We start from the raw sequence: 22,326 nt of genomic DNA on the forward strand, positions 1-22,326 counted from the left end.
ACTTGGACTTTACAATGGTTTATCAAATTGCTGCAAAGTAAGAGTTCCTTTTCCCCAATTGTAATTTTGGCCTGATGCCTTATTCATATTAAATCTTGCAAAAGATCCACTTGGAAAATTCGTCCCACTATTGATTTCCATATATCCGTCAAGCCGGAATGTTATGGCAACTGGGGTTGATGTATTATTATCATATGTTTCGGTATACATCCCTGAGACAGTAGAAACTCCATTTTGAATAAACTTTCTTGAACCTGATGGTGCTTCAACACCATTCCTTACAAATCTTATACCTTGATACACAGTACCGCTTGTATTAACGTTAAGAAGATCTCCGGTTGAGTCAGTAATTCCGTTTGGGATCGAATAATTAAAAACGATTATGGAAGATGTATTGGGTGGTACATATACTGTCATTGAATAATTTAGATCAATGTTATTTATTATTGTAGTACTCGGATATGACTGATTCAATGCATATGTTACAGGATCACCTGGGGATGAAACAAATACTCCCCTCGGGGTATAAGTACCAGCAGGCTGAAGACTAGATAAAGAAACTTTCTTACCGGTACCGTCACTTTGGAGTACCATTATTCTATCTGAATTATCTACAGATAGTGCATCTGGTACGGCATTGAATTTTACATTCCCATTAACTTCCAACTTTTGAGCCGGTGTTGAAATACCAATTCCAAGATTTCCTGAAGGATCTAATACCATATCGCTCCCTGCATTTCCACTAGTACGGAAATCCAGGGATGATAAATTATCGGTTCCATTTCCTTTATAAGTTGATACAATAGCACCCAAGGCAGAATTATCAGTATTATTAATCCGTCCTCTGAAGTCTACATAGCCAATCAAACTATTTAAAGCCAGATTTGCTCCCCCATTGTTTCTATAAAGATTCATACTAGCTGGAAAACTCCCGGTAGAAATCATATTAAGAGATGTATTATCAGATTCAAATCTGCCACTTCCTCTAACGTCAAGTTTTTGCAGAGGAATTGAAGTACCAACGCCAACTTGACCATTATCTTTAATAACAAAATCTGACCCCGATGCTCTGACAGCACCAGATGAAGTTACTCCAAGCTTAACCATTGTATTTGCACTATCATCAATAAATGCATCTTGAGTAGGATCTGCCGTAACTAACTTATTCCACTTACTTGTAACTCCATCAAAATAATAAAACCCTATGCTATCTATATTTGATGCCTGCCCTGTAGCACTAGCAGTTGCAATACTGTTGACGTAGATAAGAGTGGATGGTTGAACAGAGGTCATATTAACGGCTCTTTGTCTATCTACACGGGGTATTAATAATCCATCTACTAGTGTTGACGATCCATTAGAATTTTTGGCAACAATGTCCATCGTTGATTGTGGAGTGGAAGTATTTATTCCCAATTGTGCATATACCATGCTGTTTAAAAATAAAACCGCAATAGGTAAAAATATTTTCCCCATTTTAATGTTTGTTAAATAAATGTTATGAAATTAAAATAAATAATGTTTAGTGGACTTATATTTCGTATTTTTATGAAATTATCATCCATCTAGATAGCTCTAAATTAAGAGAAGAAAGTTTTTAAGGATTTAATATTGTCTAATTTTATGCCATCCTATTTCAGGGTGACTTATTTTTTCCTAAAGCTAGTTTACCTTTTCCAATGATAAACGTACGACTCTGAAAGAAACAGGAGTACCAGAAGCATTATAAGTAAATCCTCTCATTTGAATCTGATCCCCAGGTACTAAACTTACTATTACACTCCAGGTATTGGAAACTGTTTCATTTGCATAATTTGTTCCCGCCCCTCCAGGTACTGCGGTTGTGGAACGATTGCCTATCTGAACACCGTTCTTAGCAGGAAAAGCCATGAAAGAATAAGTAGTGGGAACATTACCATTTATTAACAGCCCTGCAGTATATGAGATTATATATGTTCCCCCTTGATTAGCAGGAACAGTAAGTGTGGTATTATTTGTTCTCCATGATGCTAGACTACCACTTCCCTGGCTTATATCAAATGTAGTAATATTATTGTCAGTAGTCCATGGAACGTTATTACCATATACAAGTGCACTATATCCTACTACTGTACCTCCGGAAGTCGGGGCAGCAAGAGATTTCCATACAGCTCCATCAAAATAGTAATATCCTATAGCAGTTACATTGATAGTTTTTGCCGAAGGTAAATTTGTTGCTGCTGTAACATAAACAATAGAACCTGTTTGATTAGCTGAATAAACGTTATCTTTTGCTTTTAACTGATCCCCTGTTAATCTGGGAGGTATAAAACCATCTATCATGGTTGGGCTTGTGGCTTGTCCTTCCACATCTAATGTAGCCTTAGGTATTGAAGTATTAATACCCACTTGTGATTTGTAAAATCCAGAAACGAGGATTGTACAGAATAAAAAAAGATTTTTCATGTGTTTAAATAAATTTTATGTGTTTTTAGAATCAGAATCATACATTTTAAAAAGGAAAATTATTATTTAAAATACCTATAGTAATTAAATATTAGATTTCTTTATCGATAAATTACTAAATTAATAAAGACTATTTCAATAATGCTATTGATAATTTTCAGATCACTAATCAGGTAAGAGAATATCAATTAACTGCAATTTTTCTAACTTCGTAATATTTATCTATATTTTCCGTCATACTGAGAAACAGTCTCTTCCATTTAGTTACAGTATTCCTACTTAACTTAAAATGTTTTGCAAGCTGTGAATTAGTCAATTTATTTTTTTTTTGATAATCTAACATCATAAGTATGGAAGATTTATCGTAAGATCGATGACTTTGATTAAATGCCTCCGCCATCTGATCTGATAAACCAAAAATTTTACTATTAAGCTCAATTATATCTAGTATAGATAGATTTTTTTTATTCAATAAAAATTCACATTCCTCTTTTTTAGATGGATACTTTTTGCTTATTATGTCTTTATAGATCTGATGATAATCTGGAGTTGATTTTTCCATATTGTATCTTACTATTATTTTATATTTAGTTTTAACTTATTAACCTGAGTTTCTTCCTTATTTCTTGCGGCATATTTTTTTATCCAGTTATATAAAGTTGTTTTAGGAATCTTATATTCGCTTATGATCTGTTCCTTTGTTTTTTCTTTGTATTCAAGCGACTCCAAAATAAAATCGATTACTTCTTTGGTGTAAATATTTTTTCTGAACTGCGGAAGCTGAGATTCCTTTTCTTTTATGGAAGCACTGTAATTAACTCTTGCAGGTGGGGCATATAATATCAAATGTTGAGAATAGACTCTGAAAAAATCATACTCAAGTAATTTGCACCATTTTAATAAAGCATCAGTATGCAGCTCTTCCTGTAAAAACATTTGATCTATTTGCTCACTAGTGCATTTAAAAAACCTGCAAATACGCTCTGTTTCAATTCCAGTTTCCAAAACCCTTTGCTTGATCAATGATCCTATATTAATATTTTTAAAATTTATATTCATCTTAGTATTAAAAACAATTTTTAGCTGATTAATAAATTTCTATGTAAATAGATTAATTGGCCTATCCCTTTTAGTAATAATAGCTTCGACAGGCTCAGCCTGAAAAAGGGATCTCAATAAGAAAACCTTTGTTAATCATTAATCCCGAGTATTAATTAAAAGGATAAGTCAATAGATTAATTTTTAAAAATTAGAAACTGATGTAAAAAGCTATTTTCAAAATAATTATGGTGTAGATAATTGCTGTAAAGAAAAGTTTCGGCTTTCCAACAAAGAAGCAGGGGTTGTAATATGAGCATCTACGGTAGGCTTATTCAGTGCCCCCCAGTTCATTGTAAGATAGACTCTATCCCCGGCATTGAGACGTACAATACAATTCACATTTATAGGTGTATTTCCGGCTGATGCAGTTGCATTATCAATATTGCCCCTGTTTCCTCCAATAATACTTGAAAGAGCAGTTCCATTCTTGGTAATATTCAGGTTGATTCCAGTAAAAGCTCCAGTTCCTGAAACAGCCCCACCACTTCCAAAATAAGCATAGCCCTCTATTTTATAAACACCTGACTCAAGTATCTGCCAGTAATCTCCTGCATCATTCCAAACTGCGGAACCTCCCTGGTTCACAATAATATCACTTATAGAAAATGGAATGATCTGAGGAATACTGTTATTAAAGTTTGTTAGTGCAGTTCCAGAATAGGTAACTGTATCAGAAGCCCCCAGTGCGGCAATTGTTGGAGTTGTTTTATTGATCAAAATCCCTAACTCCCAGGTCGTTCCACTTGTTGTCCCCTTACTGATAAGCATTGTATATCCACCAGGAGTCAGGATTACACTTGAAACACCTGCTCCGGATTGATTATCAATAAGTTCAGTTCCGTTCGCTGCAATGGTAAGTGGCGCAGTTCCAACATTTTTGATATAATATACCCTTCCTAATATATGTCCACTGGCGGGGGTAGCTGCTATTGCCGCAGGTAAAGTGAATGTTCCTGCTGAGGAACCACTAAAAGCCGTATAGAAATCACCAATACCCAACGTTGTAGATACAGATATCCTTTTATACTGACCTGCTATAGATCCATTCACAGTAAAAGTACTGCCTGGAATTACTGTATTTATTCCGACATTTCCCGCCTGAGAATAGATAATATTTGGCAATACCAATAAGATTGCTAAAAATAAATTTTTCATAATAATAATGTTTCAAAGTTTAACATTTAGAACTTTTCGATATGGATCATCTAGGTTTAACTTGTTTCTTCCGAATTCACTCTATTTAATCACTGAATTTTAGTGAACTTTAAAATCTACGGAAATGCCAGACAGCATAAAGCTTGTTATTGTGTATATTATATTTTTCACTTAATCGTGGGGAAAATCAATCTGATAATTGAAACCTGCATTTAAGCTTGTTTTGCATTTTTAAATTTGACCAAGGAAGCATTAACATTTCACCCAATATTAAATATCAACAAAATGCTTAGCTGAAAAACAAGATTATCCAGCTTTTAAACTTTATTGATATTTTTTTTAAAAATTGCCCATATACCGCAACGTAAGGTTAGAAAGCGTACCATTGGGGGTAATTGTAGCAGAATCGGTAAAAGTAGGGTCTCTATAATATCTGTTAATAGAGAACCGAACCCTGTCATTTACATTTAAGGTTACAAATCCGGAAATGGCCGTGTTGCTGTCCAAAACAGTTTGGCCGCTGGGAAATCCGTATGCAGTGCGCAGATTAGGTACAGGCTCTGCTCCATTTACCAAAATGATTCCTTCATAGGCATCTCTGGCAGGATTATTACCATTTGTAACGCTGTGAAGAGAAAGCACACCCTGAACATGATAAGTCCCTGCTTTTTGCACAACCAGTTCTCCAGCTGTATTGACTGAAAAGCTACCTGTATCATTAGCAATAAGTGTAGTGCTGTCAAAACCAAGAGTTCTTACATTGGTTGAAGCAGAAGTTAAAGGCCCCTCATCAAATACATTTTTACAGCTTACATAAGTAATGGTTTTGTCCTTGGTCATTTTATTCATAGAAAAAAAGGGAATCCATGTATTACTTGTATTGTTCCACCAATAAAATCCTCTTTCAATAGCCACAGTAAGGGGATCTTCGAAGTCAAGGAAAACCAATAATCCATGTTGCTTAGCACTTGTTACATTCAGTGATGTTATCCTTGGTATAATTACCCCTTCATTACTCTGCGGGTTATCTTTATCTGTGGTTTTAACTTCTAATGTGGCTTTAGGAGCATTGGTATTGATGCCAACCTGAGAACTTAAAAAGCCAAAACAAAAGATGTTACCAAGTATAAGTAAAGTTGATATATTTCTCATAATTATTAATCCAAATAAGATAAGGTTAGTGTATAAACAGACTCTGACCCAACTTCCGTAGTACATGAATTGGTTCTCCGTGTCTGTACCGATATTCTCTGCCCTTTAGTTAATGTTATAATATTCGAAATCGTATGATTGGTACTTCTTTTAGCGTTATCTGCTGCCGGCAAAGGTGATTTGGCTATAAGAACAGGAGTAGGCCCATTATCTATAAAGATTCCCACTTCTGTTACTGTTGCGCCGAGATCACCCATATTTTTGTATACACCACCGGTAAAGAATACTGAATAATTTCCAGTTTTCCCTACAACTACATCACCGTTCTGTAAAGTGTAATTCGCATCCGGAGCTTTCAAACCCGTAAAGGGGGCCTTAAACCAAACATTAGTATTTGTGTCGCTATTGGAAATTACCGGAAATCCATTTCCTGAAGCAATCGTCTTAAATAAATTTTTTCCTAAAATCTTAGTCTGGAATATATATTGCCATAGTTTTTTTGTATCATCCCAGAAATAGTACCCCTCAAAACCTGCCGTACTTGCGTTATCCAAAAAAACCAGCATTCCATTCTGGCTCTGAGCAGGATCCACAGATGAAAAGCGACTTACAGTTGGGAATAGTATACCTGCAGAACTTTCCGGGGTACCAGTATTTTTTGCCTGTATATCCAGCAGAGCCTGCGGAGCGCTAGTGTTTATACCTATCCCATTCTGGGCAAACAAACATCCTAAAGGAAGCATTAAGAAAAATAAAGTTATCTTTTTCATAGCATTAAAGATTAATCATTTAGGTACGTCATTGTAATACAGTTGGTTCCATAACCTGTGTATAATGTACTTCCCGTCTCAGTTGTCTTTTGTACTGTAACTATTATAACATCATTCTGAGCCAGATTTAAAATTCCGCTAAGGGCCACGCTGGTTGCTGTTGTGCCTTCATTAGTTATGGAGTTGGAAGTTGTCAAAACCGTTACTCCGTTCTTTTTTATCCGATAAGTATAAATTGCTCTATTCTCATTGACTGTACCAATCGTTTTTTTTAATGCGGAATTAAAACTGACCAGATAGGTTCCGCTTTTTCCTACAGTAATCTGATTACCCGAAACAGAGAAACCTGTAGTATCATATGCCTTTAATATGCTGAATAATACATTATTCTCTGTATTTCCGGAAGCAGAATAGCCAACTCCGGTTACTGCATAAATGCTATCGTCATACAGCCGGTTATAATTGCTAAGGAAGGAAACCCAGCTTATGCCATCCCAATAATAAAAGCCATCCGGAAGTGTAGCGTGCTGAAATAAGAAAACGGTATGCCCCTTCGACTGAGCAACAGGAAATGATTTTACCCTGGGAATCAAGATCCCATCCATCTCCGTAGGAGCCGAAATGCTTGTCGGCTCCATATGAAGACTCGTATCGGGAGAAGTTGTTCTTATCCCCACTTGAGCCAGAGAGAACATTGGAACTAGTAGAGCTCCATAAATAATAAATTTTTTAAACATGTATATGTTTTTAGAATTGTGTTTTACCTTATATACCATGCTATAATTGGAATACCAACAGCCGGTATATCATTTATTTTTTTCATCTTAAGCTGTTTATCAATAACCCTATATAACTACAGCACCATTTATTACAAATCAAATAAAATTACTCTGTGTAAACAAAAAACCTCGGTACCAACGAAGTACTCAACATTTTAAAATATTGATAATCAGTCATAAAATCTATTCTTCAAGTTTTTTCCGTAACCAAAGAGTTGTATCATTCTGGGCAGGAACATTAAGCCTCTTTCTTAAATTATTTTTATTATTCTTGATGGTCTGTACTGCTTTAAAGGTAAACTTAGCTATATCTTTAGTTGTAAAGCCTAAAAAAATATAGGCACAGAAGATAAGTTCAGAAACTTTAAGATTGGAATTAAGTTTCAGGATCTTTTTCCGAAAGTCAGGATACTGCTCCTGAAAATGTGCCCAAAATTCAGGACTGTTATTCTTTGCAAGTTGAATAATTTCATCAAAGGCCTGGTGCTTGTTTTTCTCAATCAATTCATCAGCTTTCTCCCTATTCCCATCTTTTGTACTAAATAGCAAATAGTATATTAATGAAACCGCTATAGTAAAACCACCCATAGTTATATAATAAATCTTATCTTTTTCTCTGTATTTTTTTTTATTTTGTTTTGAACTCATACCAATAGACAGCTTTAATTAATACTACTTAAGGACAATAATCATTACAATACAATGTCCTAGGTCGCTGATTTGATATTTATATCTTGTCTTTCTACATTTTTTTTATTTATCTGTTCGATCATGAGTTTTGTAACATCAAAGTATCCGTTATTTTTCATTAGTGTTTTTATGTGGAAGAAATTTAAAACTTCAAAATTTTGAAGGCACAAAGCAAAACAAGTCATTTATTAAATCAAAAAAAATAAGGTACCAACAAAGTACCTTACCAAAATTATTATGGAAAAAATATTATCAGAATATACTTTTTAACCCAAGAGCCATATTCTCTTTCGCAAAGATTTGGAATCCTTTCTAAATCCTAATCTCTTTATCTGTCTGATTTCTTATCCAAACTACTATATCTTCCTGTGCAGGGATGTTTAATCTTTTTCTTAGATTGTACTTATTATTTTTTACAGTCTGGACAGCCTTAAATGTATAATTAGCAATATCTTTTGTATTGAATCCTAAATAAATATAAGCAGTTAATACAAGTTCGGAAACTTTTAACGTGGGATTAATACTGAGAATTTTACTGCGAAAATCGGGATAGACCTCTTGAAAGCGTCCCCAGAATTCGGGATGATTTTCTTTTGCCAATTGTATTATTTCATCAAAAGTTTCATTTACTTTTTGCTCTAATACTTTCATCTGTAAATCTTTCTGCCAAATAGTTGTTGTATTTTCTTTCAACAACATATCTTTTTTCTGCACTTTCCTGTAATACATAATACTCAGTAAAACAATCAGAATCATTATCCCTAAAAATGCTCCTGCCATAATATAATACCATTTTTTATTCAACTCCTCGCTATGCTTCTTTTCATCATCAATTATTTTTTTCCCAGAGCTCTGTAAAGCAATCAAATTACCTTTCTCAAAACTATCCCTAATTTTAGTGTACTTTTGCAGATATTCATTGGCTTTATGAACATTATTCTGAAGATTATATATTTCAGTTATTGCTTTATAATTTTTCATCATATTTTTGGGCCTATTCATCTTAATTGATAAGGCGAGAGATTTTTCGTAGAACTCCAAAGCTTTATTATAGTTTTTTATACTTCCATAATATTGCCCAGACATATAATTAAACACCAAATAGTCAAATGTTTCCGTCGAGTTTTTAAGTAAACCTTCAGCCTTGTCAAGATAAAATTTTGCAGAATCCGGATTTTTCTTATTTTTAATAAAATAACTCGTAAGATTAGTTGCTTCCACTACTCTGGGTAAAATTTTATAAGCTTTGTGTATATAATAGTGCATGGAATCACTATATTCAATCCGTCCGAAATTTATGGCCTTACACCCATAAATATAATGCAGGCGTTTTCTTTTTCGCTGTTTATCTTTTATTTTAAGAGCTTCCTCTAGTGCTTTATCAAAGCTTTGGTTAGATTTTGCAATTAATCCTAATTCTTGGTAATTTTTTCCGTAAGCGGCAAAAAAAGCTGAGAGCAATCCAGGATCATCATCAAATGTATAATAAAGAGATTCCGCCTTTTGAAGGTATACCAATTCTTCACTGTACTTTCCCAAGGAATGAAGAAAATTTACCATATGAAGATATCCTCTAGCCCTACCTTTTGTATAATTTATTTCCTCTGATAATTGTATTGCTTTTTTAGTTTGTTCAATCCCATCATAAATTCTGCCTTCCTGCATGTATTGACTTCCTATTTTATCTTGTAAAAGGTCTATTTGTTCAGGAGACCATTTCTGAGTATAGAATACAGTAGATAAAAACAAAAAAAAGATTAAGAATATCCTGTTTAAAGCCGCGAATAATATATCTGCATTATTTTCCTGAACATTACTATTTTTTGCGCGTATATGCATTGAAGAAGCATTATAAATCACACCTATACCATCCTGTGCGTATATAATTTTAAAAGAGGATAGAAAAAATAAAGTTATATTTTGCATAGAATTAATTATTATTTACTACAGTTGATTATTAACTTAGAAAGGACCATTCCACTTAGCTGGGTAATAAGAAGAGTTTCAATCTCATTTCCTTTGAATTTGAAATACTTGTCGATCTATGCTTGGCAAAAGGAGTAAATTTCACTACAACAATTGAAAAATTTGTAGTGCCCCATCCAACAGAAAAAATTACAGTTTTTATTAGTTTTTTCATAGTTATTACTCATCATTACCAGAATCTAATGAATTCCTGACACATATATTGGAAATTATCAAAATTTCGATAAAATTAACAAAAATATCACATACTCAAAAGTACCAAAATAATCCAAAAATGCAATTAAATAAATGTTAAATAATAAAAAAACAATAAATAATGTTTAAATTAATAACAATATAAAAATTAATCACGCAAAATTGAATAAGCGTATAAATCAGCACAATCATCAAATTATCAGTATTTTATTACAAAATAAAAAAAATACATTTGAATTATTTAGACAATCTCTTTCTGCTATCGAAATAATAACATTTGACGAATGAGTTGAAAGAGCTAATGCAATTGTACTAAAAACAAAGGACGGATAATTAAATAATATGACTCCTTATTAATTTGCTATATATCTGGAATTTATTAAGAATATTCTTTGGATATTTATTCAAGCTATGAATAGTATTTACAAAAGCCAATTGAATACTAACCGTGCCTAGTTTGCCCGATTTAAATTCTTAAAATTAATTACTCGGGTCACAGGGAAACTCGTACTCAAAGAAAACTCTTCCACAAAAATACTGCATATAAGGGTTCATAATCCAGGCTGAAGCAAGAGTCTCATCGCCCAAATTATAAAGATGTTTTAAAAGCAAACAACCTACCATAAACCGAATCGGATGGCTCGGATTGCCTACTTTCGAATACAATGGCGAAAATTCTTTTTCGAAATAGTGCCAATCAATTTTTTCTGAAAGCAAAACCAGCTCATGCTTATTATCAATAAAATCAACCAACATCGGGCGGAATAATTCTGGCAGTTTTTCTGGATTTTTCCCCCAACATATTTGCAAGGTTTTAAACTATTAAGATACTAAATCTTGCGAAAAAAAAACAAACGAAACAGCCTTTAGGATATTAATATTCAAACCGTTAATTGTATTTTAAGGAGCGACTAATTATCATAATGCCTATACGCAATTTAGCTAAATGAAAAATATATTTACTTTTAATTAATATATTGCTAAACATTTCGATAGATAATATATTAAAAATGTTAAAGATAAAGAATTAGTAAATCCATTTTCCTAATAGTTTGCTTTTATTCCGGCTAACAGCCAGTCTGAAGCTGAAATTTCCCCATGCTGGAATGGATATCTCAACGTCCTTTATTTTTGCTTTTCCTTTTCCTCCACGATCATAAATCAGCTTTTGTAATTCTAAATTAAATATTTTCGCTAAAAACCTGATTAGAACTTTAACTACACTTAAAAATTAATATTATTTTTTCATTATGATATATTAATAATTATTATTTTTAGAAATACAAAATATAAACAATGAACAAAAACTTATTACCTAAATCAGATTATGGTAAGAGGCCTTCTAAGGTCAAATTTTTCATATTGATGGCTATATTGTCCACAATCTACTCAAAAGCCCAATCCCCTTCACTAGAAATGACCGACGGTGATGGCAACCCCACAGCCAATGTAACCAATGTTGTAAACAGTACTGTGATTAGACTCCGAAACAATATGGACAATCCTACAGGAAGTACATATACAACTTATGCTAACCCCACCGCATTGAATGTCACTTTTACTTTAAGTAATCAACAGTATACCCAAGCCAATTTTGCAGGATATAATGGAGCTGTGTTTATGGGGTATCCGGGAGAGCCTGTTCTTACCTTAATGAATGCTTTCGGAAGTACCACTGCCAATACTCCTTTTACCAGCAGTGGTGCACCGGTAGGGACTGGAATTGACATTACAACAAACAGAGCGATCAATTTATCCAACAATGTACAGCCATTGACAGCTGCTGGAAGAGCTACAAACCAACGCTGGCAAATGGCAGATTTAACCATTACATTCAGCAGACCCGTTAATAACCCCTACTTAGAGGTGAATGCTTTGGGAGGACAGTCTAACGGGCAGTCTTATACTGCAGAATTTGATTATCTGGCCTCTAACGTACCTGTATCTTTTTCTAAAGTTTCCGGTACAACATTTTTAAATGTTACGCCAACTCAGATTTTAAACTCTGCCACAACGACTGACGGTACTGCGACAAATGCATCAAGGGGAACCGTATTAATATCAGGTACAGGTATAACTTCAGTAACCTTAAGAGTTTTCACCCGGGGTTCAGCTGCCAATACAGGCACAGACTGGCATGGCACAGCAAACATAGCTGGAGATGGTTACATGTTAGCTGTAACAGCTTTAGAGTCAAACTTGGGAATTACAAAAACAGTAAGCAATTCAGCTCCCGCAGCAGGAAGCAACATTAGTTTTACTGTTACCGCCAGCAACACAGGAGCTTCCAACAATACCAATGTGACCGTAAATGATCTTCTTCCTTCCGGGTATACCTATATTAACTCTACAGCCTCCACAGGTACTTACAATAGCGGAACCGGAGTATGGACTATAGGAAACCTAAATGCTGGTACAAATGCCACTTTACAAATTAATGCAACAATAAAAAGCACAGGTAGCTATTTGAACAATGCTACTATTTCAGGAGACCTTCAGGATCCTGACACATCCAATAATACCGCCAGTGTAACGCCTGCCCCCGTAATTACCGATACAGATGGTGACGGAATCGATAACTCCCTGGATCTGGATGATGATAATGATGGCATTTTAGATACAACTGAAGGTTATTGTACATCTCAAAGTGTCTATACGCTAAATATTGCCAGCACTCTGGCAGGAGCCACTTTTGGAGCTAACGGAGGAAGTTTTAATCTGGTATATACCCTAACCTCCGGCCCTGCAGTAGCATCATTAGGAAGCAGCTTTACTGTTCCTTTTACGTATTCAGACTTTAGTAATTCTGTTAATGGACAAAACCATACCTGGAGTGCATTTAATACTTCTGCAACTGAATTCAGAATACTTCCAAATACTACATCTTTGTATACAGGTTTGCCGGCTAATAATACAACCACTGAAAATCAGACTGGCGCATCACCTAACACACCAGATTCCTGGTTTAGGTATCTGTTAAGCACCAATATGATTACCCGGTTAGGAAATTACACCACAACTATAGGAAACTTACCAACAGTAACAGGGACCTCTTCTTATAGCAGCAATACTGCACTCAATCTGTTTTCAAGCTTTAATGCTGCAAATGCAGGAGCAGTCTTGGGAAGTGGTTATTATTCAAGAATGCAGTTTCAGAATACTACTAACACCGCCGCCACCGCATCAACATTACCTTTTGGGGTAAATTACGGCAACACCTATACATGGGACTATACAGCATTTACCAGCACTGCAGGCTCAGGTGCAGGAAATGCAGGAAACAGAGGTCTTATAACGATCTCACAGAATACAGTTACATTCTGTAACCATTTAGATACCGACGGAGACGGAACACCTGATTACCTGGATCTGGATTCTGATGGAGATGGCTGTTATGATGCCCTTGAAGGTGATGAAAATGTACTTGTTGCACAGCTAAACCCAAATGGAAGTATTACTGGAGCTGTTGATGGCCAAGGAGTTCCTGTAATCGTAAATTCTGGCGGAGCTGCAGATGCAGGTGCAGATCAGGGACAGGGAGTCGGAACTTCAGCTAATTCGGCAATTCAGGATATACAGTGTTTAACAGGCTTTGGATGCTCTAATAACATGTATCTATCCCAATTAAATATTTTATATAATGTAGATACGGCTACTAATCCGTTCACTTACACACAGATAGGAGCCGCCTCTGCTACAAATTACAATGCAATAGGCATTAATCCACTTGATGGTTTTATGTACGGAATGCTTGCCAATTCAAATACAATTATCCGTATCAATGCCGATGGCAGCTATAATACGCTGGGTTCAGTAACAGGACTACCTGGGGCAGTGATATATAATGCTGGTGAAATAGATAATCTGGGTAACTATTATGTAAAAATAAATACCAGTAACAATCAGATTTACAGAATAAACCTGACAACATTAACTGCTACATTAATTACACTTTCAACAAGTGTTAATTTACCTGATATAGCATATAACACAACTACAGGACTTTTATATGGTGTTAACTCAACCAACGGCCAGCTGGTATCCGTTAATCCGACTACAGGAGTTGTGACTCCAATAGGAATTACACCGGGAGCTGCAAATATTGGAGCCATGTTTGCTTCCAGCACTGGTGAAATGTATGGAGTTAATAATCTGGGAGGCTTCTATCAGTTTAATCTTTCCACGGGACAAAGAGTTCTGATCTCTAACGCCCCTCCAAGTTCAGGAAATGATGGTGCACATTGTGTCACTTCACCAATCTCTTTTAGTGCTGATCTTGCCGTAACCAAAACAGACGGAGTCTCAACATACGCTCCAGGCACTTCTACCACTTATACCATAACAGTGAATAACAACGGTCCATTCGGAGTTTTAGGAGCTACTGTTTCAGATCCTGTTCCCGCAGGAATTCCTTCTGCAAATGTCAGTTATACTGCCGTTGTGGCTGGTGGAGCTACCACATCCGTATCCGGAACACAATCCGGAGCAATTAATGACCTAGTAAGTCTCCCTGTTGGAGGAACTGTAACGTACACAGTTGTGGTAAATATACCTTTTGCTTATTCAGGAAATCTTGTTAATACGGTAACGGTTACTCCTCCCTCTAATATAACTGAAGTCAATAATACCAATAATACAGCAACAGATACCGATACTCAGTTAGTGTGCTACAAACCTGCAGTAACCACAGGAACTATTCTGGACACTCCACAAGGTATTACTTCTCTAGGAAGAGCCGGAACTGGTACAACCGGTAATAACTGGCCAATGGTAAGAAAAGGGGCATGGACTGTACTTGAAGCCAAAACAAAAGGCTTTGTTCTCAATAGACTTACCTCTTCTCAAATTGCTGCCATTCCGGCTTCTGATCTGGTAGAAGGAATGATGGTGTACAATATTACCCTGGATTGTCTGCAAATCAATACCAATGGAACTTCTGCCGGATGGGCCTGCTTTAATACCCAAACTTGTCCGACTAATTAATTAACTTACTTTAATATATTCAAAATGAAAAATATTTTCTTAATCATATTTACTTTGTTCTGTGGATTTGTTTTTTCACAGGTTGCAATAGGAAAAACGTCCGTTTCGTCTCCGTCCGCTTCTCTGGATTTTGGAACTGCTAATCGGGGAATAGTACTGCCTTGGGTAACTTCTACAGCAGCTGTAACAGCAGCTGTGAATGGAACCATGGTTTATGATCTTACTGATAAGAAAGTTAAGATTAAATATGCTTCAGGTTGGAAAGATCTCTCAGTGGACACTTCAGGAACCACTGTTGATCCGATGACAAGTACGGATGGCGCTATTATCCAAAATACAGCAACAGAAAATACTGCTGCTAAAACATCCATAGGTACTCTAACCCCTACTCCAGGTATTTTGGTTTTGGAAGATAACAATAAAGCAATGATACTGCCGAAAGTTGCAAGTCCGCACCTTAATATTATAAACCCTTCCCCGGGAATGATGGTGTATGATACTTTTAATAAACAGTTAACTGTTTTTAACGGTACAGTATGGACTTTCTGGAAACAATAAATTTATAATCATTAACAAATTAATAAGCTAATTCACTTCTTGAGTTAGCTTATTTTCTATTAGAAAAATGAATCTTAAATCAGATAGTTTATTTATTCTGGGTTCTTTTCAGGATATCCACTAATTTTAATTCTCTGATGCAAGGATAACATTTGCTTTCAACATATAAAGCTTCTTTGTGGATCATAATACCATACTCCATAATACTATCCTGCTTAAGAATCAAATTCTTTACCGTTGTATTTATAAGGATTTTTATACTCATTTTAGATACGCTATTTGTTAGTACTGAAGAGTTTCCTAAATGATCGGGATGTTCAGAGTTCAGGATTTGCGGAAGTGTCTGTCCTGTTAAACACCCAGCAGGATTACTATTGGTGATTTTATCCAATAATGCACAGATGCTTACGTTGTTTTTCAGCGCATTACTATACAGATATAAAACGTCTTATAACAAGATTCTTTCTCAGGATTCTGAGAAAAATTAATAATCAGCTGCTCAATGATATAATCACAATCCTGTTAATCAACTAGGCTACAGATCAAAACCTGTAATTCTTGCAATGCTAAAAAATCCCTAATTTAAATAGTAAGTTTTTTGGTTCAATTGTTTATCGGCACTGCTAGTCCAAAACTGATTTTTTTGGTTCTATAATAGCCAATCTCCGCAATAAAAATCTTGTAGATATTGTTTTATAAAGATGCAGTATTTCTAAGCATCGAATATGATATAAAACTAAAATAGATCTTCATATCTGATTTACAGTTATTTACTAAATTACAACGTTGCTTGTAATGCAAATATACTACCCCGGATCAGAGTCCCGAAGAATTCTTTAGATTAAAATTTTCAGGCAACATTGACCCCGAAAACATGTCCAACCAATGCTGTAATTCCCATTGCGACAGTTCCCCAGAAACAGATTCTCAACACGGCAATTTTGATATTGGAACCTCCGGCTCTGGCAGAAACGGCTCCCAAAAGCATTAAAAAAATAATTGAAAAACCATACTGGAAGTATACCATTTGTTTAAGAGGAGCCAAAAGAGAAATGGTAAACGGCAATAAAGCTCCTACTGCAAATGAACTGAATGAGGCGAGCGCTGCCTGCAAAGGTTTCGCCTGTGTGATTTCATTTATTCCCAGTTCGTCACGGGCATGCGCTCCAAGTGCATCATGTTCTGTAAGTTCAATAGCTACCTGCATTGCAGTTTCTTTGGTACAACCTCTTCTTTCATACACTTTAGCCAATTCTCTAAGTTCTATTTCGGGCATTTCTTCCAGCTCGCGCTGCTCACGAATCAAATCTGCCCTTTCAGTATCTTCCTGTGAGCTTACGGAGACATATTCCCCGGCAGCCATAGACATTGCTCCGGCAATCATTCCTGCCAGTGCTGCAAGAATAATCACATGCCGTTCCGGTGCTGCTGCAGCAACCCCAATAACAATACTTGTGGTGGACAACAACCCGTCATTTGCCCCTAATACAGCCGCCCGAAGCCAGCCTACTCTGTTTACATAATGTTTCTCCAGCGGATGATGCATAATTTTTGTTTTGGTAGCAGCATAAAGTTACCAAATGTTTCATCAAGAATCATTTTAAATTAACTTCATTTCATTATCAGTAAAGGTCTTCTATTTTTATCAGACAGCTAAAAGTTCATTTTTGAGGTTATTTTCAATTTAAAAACCCAGGAAACAAAGAATATTATTTCATGAAAAATCTGTTGTATAAAGCATTCCATCAAAAACCCGGTCATACAGACTGCTCTATATGACCGGTATTCAACATCAATCTCCATCAATATATATTAATTAAAGGAAGATGTTGCAGTTTTCATTTTTAACAATATTATTTCTTTCCAACATTTTTATTGGGGATGGTAATTATTTTTAAAACAATCTATTATGAAGGGATCTCAGGGCTTCTATCTTATAAGCAGATGAAACCAGTAGTGAAATATTATTCTCACTTCCTCCATAAGAAATCATTCTTATCGGAATATGTTTTACCGCTTCAGAAACAATAGTGGCATACCCATTATTGTTTTTTCTGAAATCTCCCACAATACAAATGATAGACTGTTCATGATCAATTTCAACTGCTGAAAAGGATTCCAGCTCTTTCACAATTTCAGAAAGATAATCAGTTTGATCTATAGTAAGTGAAACAGCTACTTCAGAAGTAGTAATCATATCAATAGGTGTCTTGTAGCGCTCAAAAACTTCGAAAACCTTTCTTAAAAATCCGTAAGCCATCAACATTCGTGAAGACTGAATACGAATTGCCGTAATATTATCTTTTGCGGCAATGGCTACAATCTGATTTTGATTTGTACTTTCTCCGGAGATCAATGTCCCGGACGCACTCAAATTCATCGTATCCAGTAATCTTACGGGAACATTATATTTTCTTGCCGGGAAAACACTTTGCGGATGAAGAATTTTAGCTCCAAAATAGGATAATTCGGCAGCTTCATCAAAACTGAGTCTGGCAATAGATTTTGTATTCTGAACAAATCTGGGATCATTGTTATGGAATCCGTCAATATCTGTCCAGATCTGGATTTCTTCAACCTGTAATGCTGCTCCTAATAATGATGCCGTATAATCTGAGCCTCCTCTTTGTAAATTATCAATTTCACCTTCGGCATTTCTGCATATATACCCCTGAGTGATAAATAAGCTTTCTTCAGGGTATTCTGAAATTTTACGCCCTGCGTGCTCTCTGATATAATCAATATTGGGTTCTTTATCTTCATCAATCAGCATGAAATCAAGTGCTGATAATAGCACTGAAGGAATTTCAATTTCCTTTAAATGGAAATGGAAAAGCGTTGTTGAAATAATTTCTCCCTGAGCCAGAATAATCCGTTCTGCACTGGAGGTAAAGTTTTTATTTTTAAATTGATAAAACAGATCAAAAATTTTATCAATGAACAGTAATGCTTCTGCAATACCTTCTTCAGTTTTAAACAGTTCATTAACAAAGTTTTTATACTTATCATACATTTCATCAATGTGTTTGTAAGCAGCTTCAATATCTTTTTTCTCATACAGCTCTGATAATTTTACCAGGTCATTTGTAGTTCCTGAAACAGCTGATAAAACAACAAGATGTTGATCTGCTGCCTGAGATCTGATGATAGGTAATAACTGCTCAATTCTCCCCGGACTTCCTACTGAAGTTCCTCCAAATTTTAATACTTTCATAATAGATTTAAATTGTTAAATATTTTCCAAAAAAAAAGAGCTTGTCGTGATGACAAGCTCCTGATATGTTTTAGTTTCTAACCAAAGGAAAATGACTCACGACGTTCGACGTAAGTTCTGTTTCTTTGCTTTTTTAAGGTTAGATAAAATCACTTTCTTTTTTTGCTGGGCAAATATACACATTTTTATTAATCTCAGTCTAAAAAAATTCTTTCTTTTGGATGTACACCCAACACAACCAGTATTGTAGCTAACGATTTATGAGTCAGACCATAGAAATCCTGAACAGGTTCATATTTTCGGGAAAATCCTATTTTCTTATCTTTGCAGCAATGAATTTATTATATATCAACTGGGATGTCAATCCCGAAATCGTCAATATTTTAGGACTTCCCATAAAATATTACGGATTGCTTTTCCTTGCAGGACTTGTTTTATCATTAAATATTTTAAAAAGAATTTATAAAAAAGAAGGGCTTAGTTCACAAGCCCACGAAGCGTTATTCTCTTATGCACTGATAGGAATTTTAGTGGGTGCGAGATTGGGACATTGTCTTTTTTATGATTTTGATTATTATTCCCAGCATCCGGTAGAGATATTTCTCCCTATTCAGAAAGGACCGGATGGGTTCTACCATTTCACAGGATTTGCAGGTCTTGCCAGCCATGGCGGTGGCATAGGACTGGTTATTATGCTTCTCATCTACGCGAGAAAATATTCTATCCCGTTCATGACCGTTTTGGATGCAATAGCTATTGTACTTCCGTTGGGAGGTACTTTTATCAGGCTTGCCAATCTTATGAATTCCGAGATTATAGGAACTCCTACCGATGTTCCATGGGCTTTTATTTTCCGTCAGGTGGATGATCTTCCCAGACATCCTGCTCAACTTTATGAGGCTATCTCTTATTTTATCATTTTTATTGCTGTATACTTTATTTACAGGAAGAATATCTTTAAAATCGGAAAAGGGTTTTATTTTGGAATCAGTATTCTGTTGATCTTCATCATGAGAATCCTGATTGAGTTTATCAAAGTAGATCAGGTAGAATTCGAGCACGGGATGAGCCTGAATATGGGCCAGCTTTTGAGTATTCCATTTGTTCTTCTCGGATTATTCTTTATTATCAGAAGTATATGGGAGAAAGGAAAGATTAAAACCCCTTAATTTTCTTATTTCTTTTACCATAAAAAACTCACTGAATCCTGTTTTTCAGTGAGCTTTTTTTTGCCTGGATTTTACAATATATTATCTCGTTGTATATCCACCGTTGGCAAAGATGGTTTGTCCGGTGATCCACCATCCTTCTGTTACCAGGAATTCTACCAGAGGTGCAATATCTTTAATATCAGTAAGTCCACCCAATGCGGATGCTGATTTATGATAAGCCACTGCATCATCCGTTTCCTGTCCGTAGAAGAAAGGAGTATCCATTGGGCCGGGTGCCACTGCCGTTACGGAGATACCTCTTGCTCCGAATTCTTTGGAAGCCGCTCTTGTAAAATGCTCTACCGGTGCTTTTGCTCCTGCGTAGGTGGAATACAATCCGGTGTAAGCTGCCAGCAATGAAGTAACAATGGTACAAATCTTTCCGTGATCATTTAGTTTTTTCCCCGCTTCCTGAAGAAAGAAGTAAGCCGACTTGGAATTGACATTGAACATCGTATCATATTCAGCTTCCGTAGTTTCTGAAAATGGCTTTTTAAGTACCATTCCTACAGTATTGATCGCAATATCAATTCCTCCGAAACGGGAAATGGTCTCATCAAAAAACTTCGTGATATGATCTACTTTAGTAAGATCTCCCTGAAATAAAAATGCTTCAGCTCCTAAAGCCTGCACTTCAGCGAGTGTTTTTTCGCTTTCTGCTCTTGAACTTTCGCTGTTGTAGTGGATTGCCAGTTTTGCCCCTTTTGATGCAAAATCTCTGCTTAATAATCCGCCTAAATTTTTACCTCCTCCGGCAATTAAAACAACTTTTCCCTGTACATTTTGTGTTGACATGTTTTTATATTTAAATGTTAATGAGACAAAGATCAATAATAAAAACTGTCTCAACATGGTGAAATTTTCGGAAATTTCTATTAATTATTTTTAAACCAAAGGAAAAGTATTTATTATTATATGTAAACAATAGTTTCTAATAGAATGTTATTTACCAACCAGATACGCTTTGATACATGCCTTTTCAGTTAAACACTTTTGGATAATTCACAAACTCGCGTCGATTTTAGGCATAACATTTGATACCTTCCTCCCGTATTACGCACCACCACTTCATTTTTAATATATTTTTTTATAATCCTCAGGCTTCTGAGGATTTTTTTATACAATTATCACAACTTCCTTTATATCATTCCTGCCGAATATAAGGTGTCACTTAAAACCTTTTCTGATAATCAATCATTTAAAACCTGATTATTCATTTTATTGTTGTATATTTGTACATTATAAACCAAGTCTCTACTTTGTTTTCTGTAACGACCCGAATATTTTTTATTCAGTCTTTGCCTTTTGAGCAGCCATCTTTTTAACTTTTATTCTTCTATTAAGAACAATACTTGTCGGAATTTTAAAGCTCTGTATGATTGGGATTATCCAGGACAGAAAACATAGCCAGGCTTTATAGGGTCTAAAAACAGACCAGATTGAACTCAATAATTTATAGAAACTAAATACTAAAAATAATTTATGGCAGATTCTTTTTCTAAAAAGGAAAATTTCAAGAAAAAAATTCAAAAGCAAAAAGAAAAGGCGCTAAGACGCGAAGAACGTAAAACGAACAACAACAAAGGAGCGGAGGATGTCTTCATGTATGTAGACGAATTCGGAAGATTAACTTCTACTCCCCCTGAACAAAGACAGGAAGTAAACCTTGATGATATTCAGCTGGGTGCAGCACCTATCATTGAAGAAGATCCAAGAAAAACAGGAATTGTTACTTTCCTGAGTGAAAAAGGATATGGTTTCATTACGGAAGATAATTCCAAAGAAAACATCTTCTTCCACAATAACAACTGTACAGAGCCGGTGAAAAAAGGAAACAAAGTATCTTTCGAAAAAGAGAAATCTCCTAAAGGATTTTCCGCTGTTGAAATTCAGCTTGTTAAATAATATGTACTTATAAAGTGTTTCTGCCCTAAAAACAGATTCATTTTAAACCATACACAAAGAGACTGCCCTTCGGACAGTCTCTTTTTTTAGGGACATATAAAAAAAGTTAACTCAATTTGTAAAAAGTTAGATTCTATCGCAATATCCTGGAATTATTTTAATGATCATTACGGGAATCCGTA

Annotated in this window: 19 protein-coding genes; 4 read left to right on the plus strand and 15 right to left on the minus strand. The window is 35.3% G+C overall.

Features of this window, described 5'->3' with window-relative positions; translation table 11 throughout:
* Window positions 1–9: 9 nt before the first annotated feature.
* The 11 genes from ACODR7_RS15895 to ACODR7_RS15945 all read right to left on the minus strand — a co-directional run bounded on the left by ACODR7_RS15895 (window position 10) and on the right by ACODR7_RS15945 (window position 11,029).
* Window positions 10–1,476 carry a hypothetical protein gene (locus ACODR7_RS15895; RefSeq protein ID WP_488840518.1) on the minus strand — a complete coding sequence of 489 codons (1,467 nt, stop codon included), beginning with the start codon at window positions 1,474–1,476 and terminating at the stop codon, window positions 10–12.
* Between the two features lie 186 nt (window positions 1,477–1,662).
* On the minus strand, window positions 1,663–2,445 hold the full coding sequence (locus ACODR7_RS15900; RefSeq protein ID WP_488840520.1) for a hypothetical protein: 783 nt from the start codon (window positions 2,443–2,445) through the stop codon (window positions 1,663–1,665).
* Between the two features lie 184 nt (window positions 2,446–2,629).
* Complete coding sequence (locus ACODR7_RS15905; protein WP_488840522.1) at window positions 2,630–3,007, minus strand: helix-turn-helix domain-containing protein; 378 nt, start codon at window positions 3,005–3,007, stop codon at window positions 2,630–2,632.
* Window positions 3,008–3,021: 14 nt separating this feature from the next.
* Window positions 3,022–3,381, minus strand: coding sequence for a hypothetical protein (locus ACODR7_RS15910; RefSeq protein ID WP_488840524.1), 360 nt, complete (start codon window positions 3,379–3,381; stop codon window positions 3,022–3,024).
* Between the two features lie 348 nt (window positions 3,382–3,729).
* Entirely contained in the window at window positions 3,730–4,701 is a 972-nt protein-coding gene (locus ACODR7_RS15915; protein ID WP_488840526.1) for a hypothetical protein, read from the minus strand.
* Window positions 4,702–5,040: 339 nt separating this feature from the next.
* On the minus strand, window positions 5,041–5,853 hold the full coding sequence (locus tag ACODR7_RS15920) for a hypothetical protein (RefSeq protein ID WP_488840527.1): 813 nt from the start codon (window positions 5,851–5,853) through the stop codon (window positions 5,041–5,043).
* A gap of 5 nt (window positions 5,854–5,858) precedes the next feature.
* Entirely contained in the window at window positions 5,859–6,623 is a 765-nt protein-coding gene (locus tag ACODR7_RS15925; RefSeq protein WP_488840529.1) for a hypothetical protein, read from the minus strand.
* A gap of 11 nt (window positions 6,624–6,634) precedes the next feature.
* Entirely contained in the window at window positions 6,635–7,360 is a 726-nt protein-coding gene (locus ACODR7_RS15930; protein WP_488840531.1) for a hypothetical protein, read from the minus strand.
* A gap of 225 nt (window positions 7,361–7,585) precedes the next feature.
* On the minus strand, window positions 7,586–8,050 hold the full coding sequence (locus ACODR7_RS15935; protein ID WP_488840533.1) for a helix-turn-helix transcriptional regulator: 465 nt from the start codon (window positions 8,048–8,050) through the stop codon (window positions 7,586–7,588).
* 354 nt (window positions 8,051–8,404) lie between these two features.
* A complete protein-coding gene (locus ACODR7_RS15940) occupies window positions 8,405–10,018 on the minus strand; it encodes a tetratricopeptide repeat protein (RefSeq protein ID WP_488840535.1) in 1,614 nt (537 codons plus the stop codon).
* 735 nt (window positions 10,019–10,753) lie between these two features.
* Window positions 10,754–11,029 carry a transposase gene (locus tag ACODR7_RS15945; RefSeq protein ID WP_488840582.1) on the minus strand — a complete coding sequence of 92 codons (276 nt, stop codon included), beginning with the start codon at window positions 11,027–11,029 and terminating at the stop codon, window positions 10,754–10,756.
* A 609-nt stretch (window positions 11,030–11,638) separates the two neighbouring features.
* Between ACODR7_RS15945 and ACODR7_RS15950 the strand changes: the two genes are divergently transcribed.
* Window positions 11,639–15,256, plus strand: a complete 3,618-nt coding sequence (locus tag ACODR7_RS15950; RefSeq protein ID WP_488840537.1) for a DUF6923 family protein — start codon at window positions 11,639–11,641, stop codon at window positions 15,254–15,256.
* Between the two features lie 24 nt (window positions 15,257–15,280).
* Window positions 15,281–15,814 carry a hypothetical protein gene (locus ACODR7_RS15955; protein ID WP_488840539.1) on the plus strand — a complete coding sequence of 178 codons (534 nt, stop codon included), beginning with the start codon at window positions 15,281–15,283 and terminating at the stop codon, window positions 15,812–15,814.
* 88 nt (window positions 15,815–15,902) lie between these two features.
* On the opposite strand, the gene ACODR7_RS15960 is transcribed toward ACODR7_RS15955, so the two are convergent.
* The 3 genes from ACODR7_RS15960 to ACODR7_RS15970 all read right to left on the minus strand — a co-directional run bounded on the left by ACODR7_RS15960 (window position 15,903) and on the right by ACODR7_RS15970 (window position 19,028).
* Window positions 15,903–16,079 carry a hypothetical protein gene (locus ACODR7_RS15960; protein WP_488840541.1) on the minus strand — a complete coding sequence of 59 codons (177 nt, stop codon included), beginning with the start codon at window positions 16,077–16,079 and terminating at the stop codon, window positions 15,903–15,905.
* 585 nt (window positions 16,080–16,664) lie between these two features.
* Window positions 16,665–17,360, minus strand: a complete 696-nt coding sequence (locus tag ACODR7_RS15965; RefSeq protein ID WP_488840543.1) for a VIT1/CCC1 transporter family protein — start codon at window positions 17,358–17,360, stop codon at window positions 16,665–16,667.
* A gap of 348 nt (window positions 17,361–17,708) precedes the next feature.
* Window positions 17,709–19,028: an aspartate kinase gene (locus ACODR7_RS15970; protein ID WP_488840544.1), complete on the minus strand. Its 1,320-nt coding sequence runs from the start codon at window positions 19,026–19,028 to the stop codon at window positions 17,709–17,711.
* A 332-nt stretch (window positions 19,029–19,360) separates the two neighbouring features.
* On the opposite strand from ACODR7_RS15970, the gene lgt reads away from it, so the two are divergent.
* Window positions 19,361–20,197 (plus strand): prolipoprotein diacylglyceryl transferase, encoded by an 837-nt coding sequence (gene lgt, locus ACODR7_RS15975; protein ID WP_488840584.1) that lies wholly within the window; start codon window positions 19,361–19,363, stop codon window positions 20,195–20,197.
* Window positions 20,198–20,278: 81 nt separating this feature from the next.
* Here lgt and ACODR7_RS15980 read toward each other — a convergent pair whose 3' ends face one another.
* On the minus strand, window positions 20,279–21,034 hold the full coding sequence (locus tag ACODR7_RS15980; protein WP_076597636.1) for an SDR family oxidoreductase: 756 nt from the start codon (window positions 21,032–21,034) through the stop codon (window positions 20,279–20,281).
* Between the two features lie 687 nt (window positions 21,035–21,721).
* Here ACODR7_RS15980 and ACODR7_RS15985 point away from each other — a divergent pair.
* Window positions 21,722–22,144, plus strand: coding sequence for a cold shock domain-containing protein (locus ACODR7_RS15985; protein ID WP_076596824.1), 423 nt, complete (start codon window positions 21,722–21,724; stop codon window positions 22,142–22,144).
* The last annotated feature ends 182 nt before the right edge of the window (window positions 22,145–22,326 follow it).

This window comes from Chryseobacterium sp. FG46, assembly GCF_057809135.1.

Coding starts and splice junctions, on each gene's coding strand:
- ACODR7_RS15895 (WP_488840518.1), bottom strand. CDS start 1,476: ATGGGGAAAATATTTTTACCTATTGCGGTTTTATTTTTAAACAGCATG.
- ACODR7_RS15900 (WP_488840520.1), bottom strand. CDS start 2,445: ATGAAAAATCTTTTTTTATTCTGTACAATCCTCGTTTCTGGATTTTAC.
- ACODR7_RS15905 (WP_488840522.1), bottom strand. CDS start 3,007: ATGGAAAAATCAACTCCAGATTATCATCAGATCTATAAAGACATAATA.
- ACODR7_RS15910 (WP_488840524.1), bottom strand. CDS start 3,381: ATGTTTTTACAGGAAGAGCTGCATACTGATGCTTTATTAAAATGGTGC.
- ACODR7_RS15915 (WP_488840526.1), bottom strand. CDS start 4,701: ATGAAAAATTTATTTTTAGCAATCTTATTGGTATTGCCAAATATTATC.
- ACODR7_RS15920 (WP_488840527.1), bottom strand. CDS start 5,853: ATGAGAAATATATCAACTTTACTTATACTTGGTAACATCTTTTGTTTT.
- ACODR7_RS15925 (WP_488840529.1), bottom strand. CDS start 6,623: ATGAAAAAGATAACTTTATTTTTCTTAATGCTTCCTTTAGGATGTTTG.
- ACODR7_RS15930 (WP_488840531.1), bottom strand. CDS start 7,360: ATGTTTAAAAAATTTATTATTTATGGAGCTCTACTAGTTCCAATGTTC.
- ACODR7_RS15935 (WP_488840533.1), bottom strand. CDS start 8,050: ATGAGTTCAAAACAAAATAAAAAAAAATACAGAGAAAAAGATAAGATT.
- ACODR7_RS15940 (WP_488840535.1), bottom strand. CDS start 10,018: ATGCAAAATATAACTTTATTTTTTCTATCCTCTTTTAAAATTATATAC.
- ACODR7_RS15945 (WP_488840582.1), bottom strand. CDS start 11,029: ATGTTGGTTGATTTTATTGATAATAAGCATGAGCTGGTTTTGCTTTCA.
- ACODR7_RS15950 (WP_488840537.1), top strand. CDS start 11,639: ATGGCTATATTGTCCACAATCTACTCAAAAGCCCAATCCCCTTCACTA.
- ACODR7_RS15955 (WP_488840539.1), top strand. CDS start 15,281: ATGAAAAATATTTTCTTAATCATATTTACTTTGTTCTGTGGATTTGTT.
- ACODR7_RS15960 (WP_488840541.1), bottom strand. CDS start 16,079: ATGAGTATAAAAATCCTTATAAATACAACGGTAAAGAATTTGATTCTT.
- ACODR7_RS15965 (WP_488840543.1), bottom strand. CDS start 17,360: ATGCATCATCCGCTGGAGAAACATTATGTAAACAGAGTAGGCTGGCTT.
- ACODR7_RS15970 (WP_488840544.1), bottom strand. CDS start 19,028: ATGAAAGTATTAAAATTTGGAGGAACTTCAGTAGGAAGTCCGGGGAGA.
- lgt (WP_488840584.1), top strand. CDS start 19,361: ATGAATTTATTATATATCAACTGGGATGTCAATCCCGAAATCGTCAAT.
- ACODR7_RS15980 (WP_076597636.1), bottom strand. CDS start 21,034: ATGTCAACACAAAATGTACAGGGAAAAGTTGTTTTAATTGCCGGAGGA.
- ACODR7_RS15985 (WP_076596824.1), top strand. CDS start 21,722: ATGGCAGATTCTTTTTCTAAAAAGGAAAATTTCAAGAAAAAAATTCAA.